The 12,946-nt window shown below is 64.6% G+C and carries 13 protein-coding genes; 7 read left to right on the forward strand and 6 right to left on the reverse strand.

Features of this window, described 5'->3' with window-relative positions; translation table 11 throughout:
- Nucleotides 1–130: 130 nt before the first annotated feature.
- The 4 genes from QGV54_RS04015 (at nt 131) to QGV54_RS04030 (ending at nt 3,060) form a co-directional block, all read left to right on the forward strand.
- Nucleotides 131–988, forward strand: coding sequence for a sulfotransferase (locus tag QGV54_RS04015; RefSeq protein ID WP_281018142.1), 858 nt, complete (start codon nt 131–133; stop codon nt 986–988).
- A gap of 73 nt (nt 989–1,061) precedes the next feature.
- A complete protein-coding gene (locus tag QGV54_RS04020; RefSeq protein ID WP_281018141.1) occupies nt 1,062–1,679 on the forward strand; it encodes a LemA family protein in 618 nt (205 codons plus the stop codon).
- Nucleotides 1,679–2,440 (forward strand): TPM domain-containing protein, encoded by a 762-nt coding sequence (locus QGV54_RS04025; RefSeq protein WP_281018140.1) that lies wholly within the window; start codon nt 1,679–1,681, stop codon nt 2,438–2,440. Before QGV54_RS04020 ends, QGV54_RS04025 begins: the two co-directional genes overlap by 1 nt.
- On the forward strand, nt 2,440–3,060 hold the full coding sequence (locus tag QGV54_RS04030; protein ID WP_281018139.1) for a TPM domain-containing protein: 621 nt from the start codon (nt 2,440–2,442) through the stop codon (nt 3,058–3,060). Before QGV54_RS04025 ends, QGV54_RS04030 begins: the two co-directional genes overlap by 1 nt.
- A 5-nt stretch (nt 3,061–3,065) precedes the next feature.
- Here QGV54_RS04030 and QGV54_RS04035 read toward each other — a convergent pair whose 3' ends face one another.
- The 4 genes from QGV54_RS04035 to QGV54_RS04050 are packed head-to-tail and all read right to left on the reverse strand — an operon-like array spanning nt 3,066 to nt 7,127.
- Entirely contained in the window at nt 3,066–4,349 is a 1,284-nt protein-coding gene (locus tag QGV54_RS04035) for a TRAP transporter large permease (protein WP_281018138.1), read from the reverse strand.
- Complete coding sequence (locus tag QGV54_RS04040; RefSeq protein WP_281018137.1) at nt 4,346–4,891, reverse strand: TRAP transporter small permease; 546 nt, start codon at nt 4,889–4,891, stop codon at nt 4,346–4,348. The genes QGV54_RS04035 and QGV54_RS04040 overlap by 4 nt, the downstream gene beginning before the upstream one ends.
- 39 nt (nt 4,892–4,930) lie before the next feature.
- Complete coding sequence (dctP, locus tag QGV54_RS04045; protein WP_281018135.1) at nt 4,931–5,932, reverse strand: TRAP transporter substrate-binding protein DctP; 1,002 nt, start codon at nt 5,930–5,932, stop codon at nt 4,931–4,933.
- A 34-nt stretch (nt 5,933–5,966) separates the two neighbouring features.
- Nucleotides 5,967–7,127, reverse strand: a complete 1,161-nt coding sequence (locus QGV54_RS04050) for a CoA transferase (RefSeq protein ID WP_281018134.1) — start codon at nt 7,125–7,127, stop codon at nt 5,967–5,969.
- Between the two features lie 127 nt (nt 7,128–7,254).
- On the opposite strand from QGV54_RS04050, the gene QGV54_RS04055 reads away from it, so the two are divergent.
- Complete coding sequence (locus QGV54_RS04055) at nt 7,255–9,516, forward strand: arylsulfatase (protein WP_281018133.1); 2,262 nt, start codon at nt 7,255–7,257, stop codon at nt 9,514–9,516.
- 112 nt (nt 9,517–9,628) lie between these two features.
- On the opposite strand, the gene QGV54_RS04060 is transcribed toward QGV54_RS04055, so the two are convergent.
- Entirely contained in the window at nt 9,629–9,955 is a 327-nt protein-coding gene (locus QGV54_RS04060; RefSeq protein ID WP_281018132.1) for a TM2 domain-containing protein, read from the reverse strand.
- 86 nt (nt 9,956–10,041) lie between these two features.
- On the opposite strand from QGV54_RS04060, the gene leuD reads away from it, so the two are divergent.
- Together leuD and leuB are read left to right on the forward strand one after the other, a co-directional pair.
- Nucleotides 10,042–10,656: a 3-isopropylmalate dehydratase small subunit gene (leuD, locus tag QGV54_RS04065; RefSeq protein WP_281018131.1), complete on the forward strand. Its 615-nt coding sequence runs from the start codon at nt 10,042–10,044 to the stop codon at nt 10,654–10,656.
- Between the two features lie 30 nt (nt 10,657–10,686).
- The gene (leuB, locus tag QGV54_RS04070) at nt 10,687–11,799 is read left to right on the forward strand and encodes a 3-isopropylmalate dehydrogenase (protein ID WP_281018130.1); all 1,113 of its coding nucleotides are present in this window, start codon (nt 10,687–10,689) and stop codon (nt 11,797–11,799) included.
- A gap of 263 nt (nt 11,800–12,062) precedes the next feature.
- Here leuB and QGV54_RS04075 read toward each other — a convergent pair whose 3' ends face one another.
- Nucleotides 12,063–12,899: an NUDIX domain-containing protein gene (locus QGV54_RS04075; RefSeq protein WP_281018129.1), complete on the reverse strand. Its 837-nt coding sequence runs from the start codon at nt 12,897–12,899 to the stop codon at nt 12,063–12,065.
- Between the last annotated feature and the right edge of the window lie 47 nt (nt 12,900–12,946).

Below are 12,946 nucleotides of genomic sequence, written 5' to 3' on the forward strand. Positions count from 1 at the left end.
TCCTCCCCTACCGTTTGACCGGCGCAGTCTGAACCTCTTGCCGCCATCTGCAAACCGTCTTGGGTTTGCGGCGGGCGGCGGACTGGTGCATCTTCCGGCGGAGCATTTCAACGGGACGGACAGCAGGCGCATGTGGCAGCGAACCAAGGACCTGATACGCAACGCCGGACACCGGGCCAAGGTCGCGGTCTCGGCGCATGATCGGGTGCTGCCGGATTTCATCATCGTCGGCGCGCAGAAGGCCGGGACAACCTCCCTGCACCATTATCTGCAGCAGCATCCGCTGGTCCTGCCGCCGTCGTCGAAGGAAGTGCATTACTTCGATTATGGCTATCCGCGCGGGGAGAACTGGTATCGCGGCCATTTCGCCCGTACGGCGGAGAAGCTGGAACTGGAGAAGCAACTCGGCGCGGCGGTGCTGACGTTCGAGGCCAGCCCCTATTACATGTATCACCCGCTGGCGATCGAGCGGATGGCGGCGGACCTGCCCGGCGTGCGCGTCATCGCCATGCTGCGCGACCCCATCGACCGCACCTTCTCCCACTACTGGCACGAGAAGAAGAAGGATCAGGACGATCTCTCGCTGGCCGATGCCATCGCGCGGGAGCCGGAACGGCTGGCAGGGGAGGCCGAGAAGATCCGCCAGGATCCGAACTACCAGTCATGGGCGCATCAGCATTTCTCCTACGTCGACCGCAGCCGTTACGCGCCGCAGGTCGAGCGTCTGCAGTCGGTGCTGGGGGCGGAGAATGTCTGCCTGATCAAGTCGGAAGCCTTCTTCGCGGACCCCGAGACGGAAACCGAGCGTGTCTTCGGCTTCCTGGAACTGGAACCGGCCCACGGCATCGACTATGCGCCGCAGAATGTCGGCGGCTACGACGACCGCATTCCGGCGGACGTGCGCGCGATGCTTCGGGACATGTTCGCCGATGACTATGCCCGCCTGCGCGAGATCGCCGGGCCGCAGTTCGACTGGTTCGAGGGCTGAGCGGGCTTGCGGTTGGGCCGACCGGGCGTCATATGCAAGGGTACGCGAAGATGATCAACCAGAGGTTTCCGTCATGAGCGCTGCCCTGCCACGCCTGTTTCATGCCCCGGCGCGCCTGCTGGCGATGCTGCTGCTGGCGCTCAGCCTGACCGGTTGCGGTGTGAACGAGATCCCGCGACTGGACGAGGGCGTCAATGCCGCCTGGGCGCAGGTGCAGAACCAGTACCAGCGCCGTGCCGACCTGATCCCGAATCTGGTGGAAACCGTAAAGGGCTTCGCCGCGCAGGAAAAGGACGTGCTGACCGCTGTTATCGAGGCCCGGGCCAGGGCAACGCAGGTTCAGGTCCAGGTGACGCCGGACATGTTGAGCGATCCGAACGCGCTGAAGATATTCGAACAGGCGCAGGGCCAGCTTTCCAGCGCCCTGTCGCGGCTGCTGGTGACAGTCGAGCGCTACCCCGATCTGAAGAGCTCGCAGAACTTCATCGCCCTGCAGTCGCAACTGGAGGGGACGGAGAACCGGATTGCCGTGGCGCGGCGGGACTACATCGACGCGGTGCGGGTCTTCAACACCGAACTGCGGACCTTCCCCGGCATCATCTGGGCGACCATCCTTTACGGTGATCTGGAACCGAAACAGAATTTCCAGGCCGCCCCGGGGGCGGATCAGGCGCCTGCCGTGAAGTTCTGATGCAGTCCTGCCTGCAACGGAGGGCGACGCGGACCCTGCCGGTCCTGCTGGCGCTGGTGCTCTGGGCCGGAATGGCCGCTGCCCAGACCTTTCCGCCCCTGACCGGGCGCGTCTTGGATCAGGCCGGGGTGCTGGATGCGGCAACCAAGCAGCAGCTGACCACCGCTCTGGCAGCCCATGAGAAGGCCACCAGCAATCAGGTCGTCGTCGTTACGCTGCAATCGCTGGAGGGGTACGAGATCGCCGACTATGGCTATCGTCTGGGCCGGGCCTGGGGGATCGGCCAGGAAGGCCGGAACAATGGCGCCCTGCTGATCGTGGCGCCGACCGAACGCAAGGTGCGGATCGAGGTCGGCTACGGGCTGGAGGGCAGCCTCACCGACGCGACGTCGCGACTGATCATCGAGAACGAGATCCTTCCCGCCTTTCGCAACGGCGATCTGGCGGGCGGTATTGTACGTGGCACCAATGCCATCCTGCAGACAATCGCGGGGACCTATGCCCCCCTGCCGAATGAAGCGGATGACGGCAATCCGGAGAGGATGGTGGCCCTGTTTCCCATCTTGCTGTTCCTGGTGTTCTTCCTGATGGCGGTACAGGGGGAGGGTGGTGGTCCCCGGTCAGGCCGAAGGCGTGGGCGGAGGATGCTCTATGGCGGCGGCCTTGCCGGTGGATCAGGCGGCTTCGGTGGCGGCAGCGGTGGTGGATTTGGCGGCGGTGGCGGCGGCTTCGGCGGCGGCGGATCGTCGGGGAGCTGGTGATGGCTGGACATTTTTCGGAACCGGATCGCCAGCGCATCGCGGACGCGATCCGCGCTGTCGAGGCACGGACCAGTGGCGAGATCGTTTGTGTCGTCGCCCGCGCCTGCGAACCCTACCTGATCATTGCTGCCCTGTGGTCGTCACTGGCGGGCCTGCTCGGCGGCGGGTTGCTGGTGCTGGGCGGGGTCGGTCTGTCAGCCGCGCAGCTGATCGGCGTGCAGTCGGGCATCGCCCTGCTGGCCTTTCTGGTGCTGCATCACATGCCGCTGCGCATGGCGCTGGTACCGCGCAGGGTGAAGCAGCGTCGCGCGGCGCGGCTGGCCCGGACCCAGTTCCTGGGACAGGGGCTGCACCAAACGGCCGACCGCACCGGCATCCTGATCTTTGCCGCAATGGCCGAACATCACGTGGAGATCATTGCCGACGCGGGCATCAACGCGGTTGTTGATCCCGGTACCTGGGACAGCATCGTCGATGGTTTCACCAGCCACATGAAACAGGGCCGGACCGTGGATGCCTTTGTCGATGCCATCTCCGCTGCCGGTGCGGAACTGGACGGGCATTTCCCGCGCCAGCCTGATGACCGCGACGAACTGCCGAACCATCTGGTCGAGATCTGAAGCCCTCAACCGAACCCGGCAGCCGTCGGCAGCCATGTGGCGAGGTCGGGGAACGCGAGGACGGCGGCGAGGCCGAACAGCAGCAGGAAGACATAGGGGAAGATGCCACGGATGACCTCCGCCAGCGGCGCGTCGGCAATACCCTTGATGACGAACAGGTTCATGCCCACCGGCGGTGTGATCAGCGCCAGTTCCAGATTGATCATCAGCAGCACGCCGTACCAGACCGGGTCGATGCCCAGTTGCAGCAGCACGGGGTAGATGATCGGTGTGGTGATCAGGATGATCGAGATCGTCTCCAGGAACATGCCCAGGATGAAGATCACGGCCATGACCGCCAGCACGAACATCAGCGGTGTCAGTTGGTAGGTGACGACGGTCTCGACCAGTTCGGCCGGCAGGCGGATGATGGTCACGGCGTGTCCGAAGATCGCCGCGGCGGCCAGGATCATGAACAGCATGGCGGTCGTGCGGACGGTTTCCTGCGAGGTTTCCCACAGGTCGCGCCAGCCGAAGTTGCGATAGACCACGACACCGACGAACAGGGCATAGAAGCAGCCGATGGCTGCCGCCTCAGATGCCGTGAAGATTCCGAGATAGATGCCGCCCAGCACCACGGGGGGCATCATCAGGGCCCAGAAGGCGCGACCGACCGCACGGGCGCATTCACGGAACCCGATCCAGCCGGGATTCTCGATATCCCGTCGCCGGATGGCCGCCCACATGCAGTAGAGCGCAAAGACGAGTGCCATCAGCAGGCCCGGAATCAGCCCCGCCAGGAACAGCGCGCCGATGGAGACCTCTGTCACGATGGCATAGAGGATCATCGGGCCGGAGGGCGGGATCAGGATTCCCAGCGTGCCACCCGCGGCGATGACGCCATAGGCGGTATGGGCGGGATAGCCGAACCGGCGCATCTGCGGGATGGCGGCGGTGCCGATGGTCAGTGCGGTGGCGACGGAAGAACCGGAAATGGCGGCGAAGACCGTGCAGGACAGTACCGTCGCGATGCCCAGGCCACCTGGCAGGTGCCGGACCATGGCATTGGCGGCCTCATAGAGGTGATCGACCACCCTGGACCGGATCATGATGAAGGCCATGAAGGCGAACATCGGGATCGCGGTCAGCAGATTGTTGTTCAGCTTGGCGAAGACCGTGTCGGCAATCGAGTGCACATGGCCTTCGGTCAGCAGGGTGATGATCAGGGATGCCAGCCCGAGCGCGGCAAAGATCGGTGCGCCGGTCAGCAGCAGTACCAGCAGCAGGCCGAGGATCAGGACAAGTGTCATCGGTCGCCCCGCCCGCCGCTCAGAATGGAGAGCAGGCGCGCCACCGCCACGGCAATGACCAGAACCGATCCGACGATCAGGGCAAGCTGCGGAATCCACATCGGCACGGCCAGATAGCCGTCGGAATAGACACCGAAGTCATAGGAAAACCGGACAGCGGTGATGCCACTGACCAGGATCGCCAGCATGACCAGTATGGCCGCAATCATGCCCCAGACCGAGGCCAAGCGACGGCCATTGCCCTTGAGGCGGCCTGACAGCAGGTCGACGCTGATGTGGTCGCCGCGCCGCAGCGTCTCCGCCGCGCCCAGCATGACTATGGCGACCACGAGATAGCCGGAGAGTTCGTCGGTCCAGGTCACCGGCGTGCCGAGCACATAGCGCTTGAAGACGCTGTAGCCGGTGATGGCCAGAACGACGAGCACCCCCAGCGCGGCCAGACCGAGGCCCAGCCGCGCCACGGGTGTCACCAGACGCTCCGGCAGGCCGGGTGCGGGCGTCGTGCCGTCACCCCCTGCACCATGTCGTTCAACAGGGTTCATGGTGCTGCCTGCCGTGCGATCCGAAGCGGTGGTTGCCGCTTACTTGCCGATCTGGTTGACCAGTTCCAGCAGCTTCTTGCCTTCGTCACCGGTTTCCTCGGCGAAGGCGGCATCGAATGCCGGACCCATCGCCGCCTTCATCACCGCGGCCTGCTCTGCCGTGTGGATGTGGACGGTCACATTCTTGGTGGCGAGGTTGTACGGCGCGGAACCGGCAGCCTTCTCGGTCTCCTCGACCGCCCAGACGGCAGCCTTTGCACCGGCGGCGTCCAGCGCAGCCTTGTTGGCATCGCTCAGGCCGTCATACCAGGCCGGGTTGACGTAGCCATGGAAGAAGACGCTGAACAGCGGCGAGGCCACGACCTGATCCTGGACTTCGTAGTACTTGCGTGACCAGGTGGCGGCGATGTCGGTCAGACCCGCATCGATGACACCGGTGGACAGCGCCTGATAGACCTTGGAGCCGGACATGGCCGACGGCGCGGCACCCATGGCGCGCAGGCCGGCATCGACAATCGGGTTCAGGCCGCGAATCTTGACGCCCTGAAAATCAGCCGGGGTCAGCAGCGCCTTGCCCTTCGAGGTATAGGCGCTCATCCGGGTGGTGAACAGCCAGGCAACGTTGCGCACGCCCTTCTCCAGCAGGGCCGCCTCGAGATACTTCGCGGCCTCCGATCCCGGCCAGTTGGCCAGGACGTCCTTGCTGGTCACGGCATAGGGCTTCAGCGTGACATTCATCAGCGGCAGGGTCTTGCCCCACTGGAAGTTCACGGAGAAGGCGCATTCGATGCTGCCCTTGGCGACGGAGGGGATGTTTTCCTTCGCGCCCGAAAGGCTGTTGGCACCGAAGACCTGCACGTCGATGTCGCCATTCGACTGGGCCTCGACCTCGGCGGCCCAGCGGTCGATGACCTGGGCGATGTGGTGCTGCGGCGGCAGCTGGTGGCTGCAGCGCATGGCCTCGGCGGCCTGCGCCGTGCCGGACTGGCCAATGCCGGCCAGCGCGGCGGCGGCAACGGCGGTCATCAGAATCTTCTTCATGGGGGGTTCCCTCCTGTCGTTTGTTGATTTCGCCCTATTTGCCAGAGGCGGCGGCGATTGTCGAACTGTCCAGGCCAAGTGCACGCAATATGTCGTCGGTATGTTCGCCGATCTCCGGCACGTCCGCCGCGAAGTCCGTGGGCTGACCGTCGAAATCCAGCGGCAGTCCGGGCGCGCGGAAGGCCTTGTCGTTGTAGGTGGAGGTCAGCAGCCCGCCGGGCCGGTTCACATGCCGGTCGTCATACATCTGCGCCGGACGGGCAATCGGGGCGTAGGGGATGCCCAGCGGCAGGAAGGCCGCTTCCAGGTCGGCCAGGGTGCGTGTCCTGACCGCCTCCGCGATGATCGGGATGGTCCATGTCCGGGCGTCGATCTGCTGCATCTTCGATTTCAGGTCGTCGCGTCCCACCAGATCGTCGAGCCCCAGCAGACCACAGAGCGAATCCCAGTGGCCGAGGGTGACCGCGCCGATGAAGAGCTGCTTGCCATCGGCGGTTTCGAAGATGTCATAGACCGGCCAGGAGAAATCCCGCTCCGGCATCGGCGGTGCCTCCGTCCCCACCAGGTCGTACTGCACCATGTGCTGCGCCACCATCAGCAGGCAGTTCTCGAACAGGCCGACGCGCACTTCGCGGCCCTCGCCGGAGGTGTCCCGGTCCATCAGTGCCGCCATGATGCCCATGGCCCCGAACATGCCCGCCATGATGTCGTTGGCCGAGGACCCGACCCGCAGTGGCCGCCCCGTCGGGCCGGTCATGTAGGCCAGGCCGGTCATCATCTGCACGACTTCATCCAGCGCGGTGCGGTCACGGTAGGGGCCGTTCAGGAAGCCCTTGTGCGGCGCCGTGATCAGTCGCGGATAGCGCTGGCGCAGGGTCGCCGAATCCAGTCCCCGCTTCTCCAGCGAGCCGTCGCGGAAATTCTCGATGAAGACGTCCGCTTCGGCCAGCAGGGCATGCAGTGCGGCCATCCCCGCCTCGCCGTCCAGATCCAGCGCGACGGAGCGCTTGCCACGGTTGAAGACGGGGAAGAAGCCGGTGCCCATGCCGGTCAGGGCCCGTGTCCGGTCCCCCTCCGGCGGCTCGATCTTGATCACGTCGGCACCGAACATGGCCAGGAACATGCCGCAGGACGGCCCCATGATCATGTGGCTCATCTCGACGACGCGAACGCCTGACAGGGTTGTTGGTTTCATGTCTTGCTTCCCCGAGTGTGTTCAGAGTCCGCCTTATAGCCCAGTTCCGGTCGGACGCATCGGGGCTGTCTCTTTCGGTCGGCAATGCGCTAGGTTCTGCTGCACGCATGACGGGGAGGAATGCAGGATGACGGGAAACAGCGAAGAGTTCGCGGGAAAGATCGGTCGGACAATAGCGGATTCGAAACCCTGGTGGCCGGAGAAGGTGAAACCGCCGAAGGGCGCCCCGAACATCCTGATGGTGCTGTTCGACGACGTCGGCTTCTCGGACTTCGGCTGCTACGGCTCCACCATCCGGACCCCGACCATCGACGCGCTGGCGGGGGAGGGACTGCGCTATTCCGGGTTCCACACGACGGCCATGTGCTCGACCACCCGTGCCGCACTGCTGACCGGGCGCAACCATCACTCGGTCGGGGTCGGCAGTCTGGCGAACTTCGACAGCGGCTATCCGGGATATACCGGCAAGATATCGAAGCAGGCCGGCACCATCGCGGAGATGCTGCGGGGCCAGGGCTATCGCAACTACATGCTGGGCAAGTGGCATGTCACGCCGCTGACGGAGACCGGGGCGACCGGCCCGTTCGACGGCTGGCCGCTGGGGCGCGGCTTTGACCGGTTCTACGGTTTCATGGACGCGGAGACCGATCAGTTTTCGCCGGAACTGGTGCAGGACAATTCCCACATCGACCCGCCGGGCACCTTCGCCGACGGCTATCACCTGACGTCCGATCTGGTGGATCAGGCGATCCGTTTCCTGTCCGGCCACATCGCCGAGCAGCCTACCGTGCCCTGGATGACCCTGCTGTCGTTCGGTGCCTGCCACGCGCCGCATCAGGCCCCGTTCGACCTGATCCGGTCCTATGACGAGATGTTCAGCGGCGGCTGGGACGTGGAGCGGGAGCGCAGGCTGGCGCGGCAGAAGGAACTGGGGCTGGTGCCGCAGGATACCGTGCTGCCGCCGATCAACGACAATGTCCGCCCCTGGGACAAGCACAGTGCGGACGAGCAGAAGGTCTTCACCCGGCTGCAGTCCGCCTATGCCGCCATGCTGGACCATGCCGACCAGCACCTTGCCCGCCTGGTCGGGTTCCTGGAGGACGCCGGGGTCCGCGACGACACCATCATCATCGTCATGTCCGACAATGGGGCGAGTCAGGAGGGCGGGCCGTTCGGTTTCGTCAATGCCATGGGCCCCTACAACGGGCGCAAGGAGTCGGTGGCGGAGAAGCTGGCGCGCATCGATGACATCGGCGGGCCGGACACCCATTCCAATTTCCCCTTCGGCTGGGCGATGGCGGCGAACACGCCGCTGAAACGCTACAAGCAGAACACCCATGGCGGCGGCATCCGCGATCCGCTGGTGATTTCCTGGCCCAACGGTCTGGGGCGCGAAGGCGGGCTGCGCCATCAGTTCGCCCATGTCAGCGACCTGGTCCCGACCCTGCTGGAGATTGTCGGTGTCGAACCGCCCGCCGAGGTGAATGGCGTGCCGCAGATGCCGCTGGAAGGTGTCAGCTTCGCGGCAAGCCTGAAGGACGCCGACGCGCCGTCACGCGACCGGCCGCAGTATTTCGAGATGTTCGGCCATCGCGGTCTCTGGCTCGATGGCTGGAAGGCGGTGGCGTTCCATCCGCCCGGAACGCCGTTCGATGACGACGTCTGGGAACTCTATCACCTGGACGCGGACTTCTCGGAGAGTGCCGATCTGGCTGCCGAACATCCCGAGCGGCTGCAGGCGATGATCGACCACTGGTGGCAGGAGGCGGCGGCCAGGAACGTGCTGCCGCTGGATGACCGGTTCGCCGCCCGTTTCGCGGAGAATGCGGAGCGGCATCAGGGGGCGCGGACCCGTTTCGATTTCCACTGGGGCATGGGGCATATCCCGACCGAGGTGGCACCGGATATCCGCAGCCGCGACTATGACATCACCGCGCACGTTCGGATCGGCGACAGGAAGCCGGAAGGAATCCTGCTGGCCCATGGCGATGCCACTTCCGGATACGCGCTGTACATCGACGGGGCGGGGCATCTGGTTCATGTCACCAACATCGGCGGGGAACTGACCGTGTTGCGGTCGCCCGCGGCGATCCCCGCTGGCACGACGGAACTCGGTCTGACGGCCCGCAACGACACGGACGGCGACGGCATCACCTACCGGCTGCTGATCGACGGGCAGGCGGCCGGGTCACTGCATTCGCCGCACACCTTCGGCCCGTTCATCTCCTGGTCCGGTCTCGATATCGGCCGGGACCGTGGCAGTCCCGTGGGTCGCTATGGCGCGCCCTACTGCTTCACCGGCGAACTGCACCGCGTCAGCGTCAGGCTGTACAAGCAGGGCGATCTGGACGGTGAAATGATCGCCAACGCGGAGATGGCGCGACAGTAGCGGTGGTCCATTGCGCTGACCGGGCCTCCCCTCTCCCCCTCCCGGCCACCCATTTCAGGATACTTGCGTGGGTGGCCGGGAGGGGGAGAGGGGCGGAACGGTCAGCAGACAGTCACCTCCCGCGTTCGATCCGGTCGACGACGGCGTTGTTCTCCGCGCGGACCATGCCGGGGATCAGCAAGGCGTCGAGGCACCACCAGATGGCCCAGGGTATCAGCAGCAGGTAGCCGATGAAGACCACGGCAAGGCCGGTTCCCGCGCCCCAGAGCAGCAGCATGATGATTCCGGAGAACACACGGCCGAGATAGAAGCGATGCACGCCGAGCCAGCCGAGGAAGAACCAGAGCAGGTAGGCAAGCAGCGTTGAGCGGGCATTGGCCTGGTATCTGGCGGATGCGGTATCGCTGCCACCGGGGAATTCGGCATCAGTTTGTGGCATGGCAGGCTTCTCCCGTGTTGCTTGGGACTTTAACTATGCACTGGCTGGCGCTATGACAACGCGCGAACGGAGAGGGAGCCCGAACCATGCAGAAATTCGACCGCCTGAAGGCAACTGCGGCGCCGATGAGGATTGCCAACATCGACACCGACATGATCATTCCGAAGCAGTTCCTGAAGACGATCAAGCGTTCGGGGCTTGGCAAGCACCTGTTCGACGAGATGCGCTACACCGACGGTGTGACGGAGATTCCGGAATTCGTTCTGAATCGGGAGCCTTACCGGAAGGCAGAGATCCTGGTCGCCGGTGACAATTTCGGCTGCGGCTCCAGCCGGGAACATGCGCCCTGGGCTTTGCTGGATTTCGGCATCCGCTGCGTCATTGCGGAAAGCTTTGCCGACATCTTCTACAACAACTGTTCGAAGAACGGCATTCTGGCCGTGCCGCTGCCGAAGGATGCGATCGAGTATCTGATGACCGACGCGGCAGAGGGCCTGGAGATCGAGGTTGATCTGGAAAGCCAGACCGTCTTCGCGTCCAACGGCAAGACCTTCCGCTTCGAGATCGACCCGTTCCGCAAGCACTGCTTGCTCAATGGCCTGGACGACATCGGCCTGACGATGCAGCGCGGCGACGCCATCGACGGCTTCGAGGCTCAACAGAAGAGCAGCGCGCCCTGGCTTTACCGCGCCGCGTCCTGACGCACGGCCCATTCTGGAGGAATTGAGACCATGGCATCCAATCGCAAACTGCTGATGCTGCCCGGCGACGGAATCGGGCCGGAAGTGATGAGTGTCGTGCGCAAGGTGATCGACTGGATGGATCATCGCCGCGCCGTCAGCTTCGACGTGACCGAGGATCTGGTCGGCGGGGCATCCATCGACAAGCACGGTATTCCGGTGACCGACAAGGTGGTGGATACCGCCATGAATTCCGACGCCGTGCTGCTCGGCGCCGTCGGCGGTCCGAAGTGGGATGACCTGCCGTTCGCACAGAAGCCGGAACGCGGCCTGCTGCGCCTGCGCAAGGATCTGGGCCTCTATGCCAACCTGCGCCCAGCACTCTGTTTCGCGCCGCTGGTCGATGCCTCCACCCTGAAGCGTGACATCATCGAAGGGCTGGACATCATGATCATCCGTGAACTGACGGGTGGTGTGTACTTCGGCGAACCGCGCGGGATCGAGGATCTGCCGAACGGTGAACGGCGCGGGATCAACACGCAGGTCTACACGACCTCCGAGATCCGCCGGGTTGCCGCCGTCGCCTTCGACCTGGCGCGCAAGCGGGGCAACAAGGTCTGCTCCGTCGAGAAGGCCAACGTCATGGAGTCCGGCGTGCTCTGGCGCGAGGAAGTGACCAAGCTGCATGCGGAATCCTTCTCCGATGTCGAGCTCAGTCACATGTACGCCGACAATTGCTCCATGCAGCTTGTCCGTGCGCCGAAGCAGTTCGATGTCATCGTGACCGACAATCTGTTCGGTGACATGCTGTCCGACACGGCGGCGATGCTGACAGGCTCGCTCGGCATGCTGCCTTCCGCATCGCTGGGCGATGTGGACGAGACCGGTCGCCGCAAGTCGCTGTACGAGCCGGTGCACGGTTCCGCGCCGGACATTGCCGGACAGGGCAAGGCCAACCCGCTGGCTACCCTGCTGTCCTACGCCATGTCGCTGCGCTACACCTTCGATCTGCCGGAGGATGCGGACCTGATCGAGACGGCTGTGAACAATGTGCTGTCGCGCGGTCTGCGCACCCCCGACATCATGGCTGAGGGCATGGCTCAGGTCTCGACGGCAACCATGTCCGACGCCCTGCTGAAGGAACTCGACAAGCTCGCTGCCTGAAGTTGAGGCAGACCGATAGATATTTGTGCAGTGACAAGTATCTTGACGTTGCGTCACGCATTCAATGCGGGTAACGTTCCTTCAGCTTTGCCCGAGTCTTGGGAGGGGCGCAGGGAGACGGAGCCGATCAAGAGCACCGCTCCCGTACGCAGAACAAGCTAGAGAAAGAGCCGTCTCCGAAAGGGCGCGGCTCTTTTTTATGTGTTTCGGGAAGCGGGCTGCCGCAGGGCGGCGCCCGCTGTTTCAGCCTTCGCCAACATCCCTCAGCCGTCGCCCACATCCCAGGTTGCCTTGCCGAAACCGGCGTCGGCGGGAATGTCGATCATGCGACGACCGTCCTTCACATAGACATGTGGCGTGACAATGACAGGCGTGCGTTTCGCGGCGGCGGACATGGCCTCGGCGACGTTCGATGATTCTCCAAGCAGCTGCAGGTTCAGCCGGGTGGCGAAGACCATCGTCACCTCCCCACGGTCGGCCTGTTCCATAACGGCTGCCGGTGTTGTCCAGACGCTCTCCACCGCCTCCGTGCCATCATGCAGGGCGCCGTCGATCTGTGCCTCCGGGGCCACGGCGATGAAGAAGGGGGTGTCGAACCGCTTCGGCATCACCGGTGGTGTGATCCAGTGGGCGAAGGCTTCCAGCCGGTCCACCCGGATCGACAGACCCTCCGCCGCCGCCATGGCACCCATGGTGACCTCGTTCTTCTCCAGGCGCGCTGCATAGCGTTCCTTGAGGTCGTTGGTCTGCTCGGCCGTGAGTTCGCTGCCATCCTTGTTGGTGGCGATCAGGACGCCGGTTTCCTCGAACGCCTCCCGGATCGCCGAGACCCGGAAGCCGAGCTGTGTGTCGTCGAAGGGTTCGGCGCCGATGGTCGCGGCACGGGCTTCCGCATCACTGTCTTCGGGATCGACCTTGCCGCCGGGAAAGACCATCGCGCCGGAGGCGAAGTCGATCTTGTGATGGCGCTTGACCATGAAGACTTCCAGCCCGGCGTCGGAATCGCGGATGAGCAGGATGCTGCTGGCCGGGCGCGGGACCACATCCGCGTACTTCCCGCTCAGGTCCGCGCCGTTTGCCAGTACAGTGCCTTTCGACATTTCGTCCTCCCCAGGGTTGTCTCGGCCTGCGCCGAACATAGGCCAGC

Origin of the sequence: Minwuia sp. IMCC3060, from assembly GCF_029909435.1 — a bacterium.
Lineage (GTDB): Bacteria > Pseudomonadota > Alphaproteobacteria > Minwuiales > Minwuiaceae > Minwuia.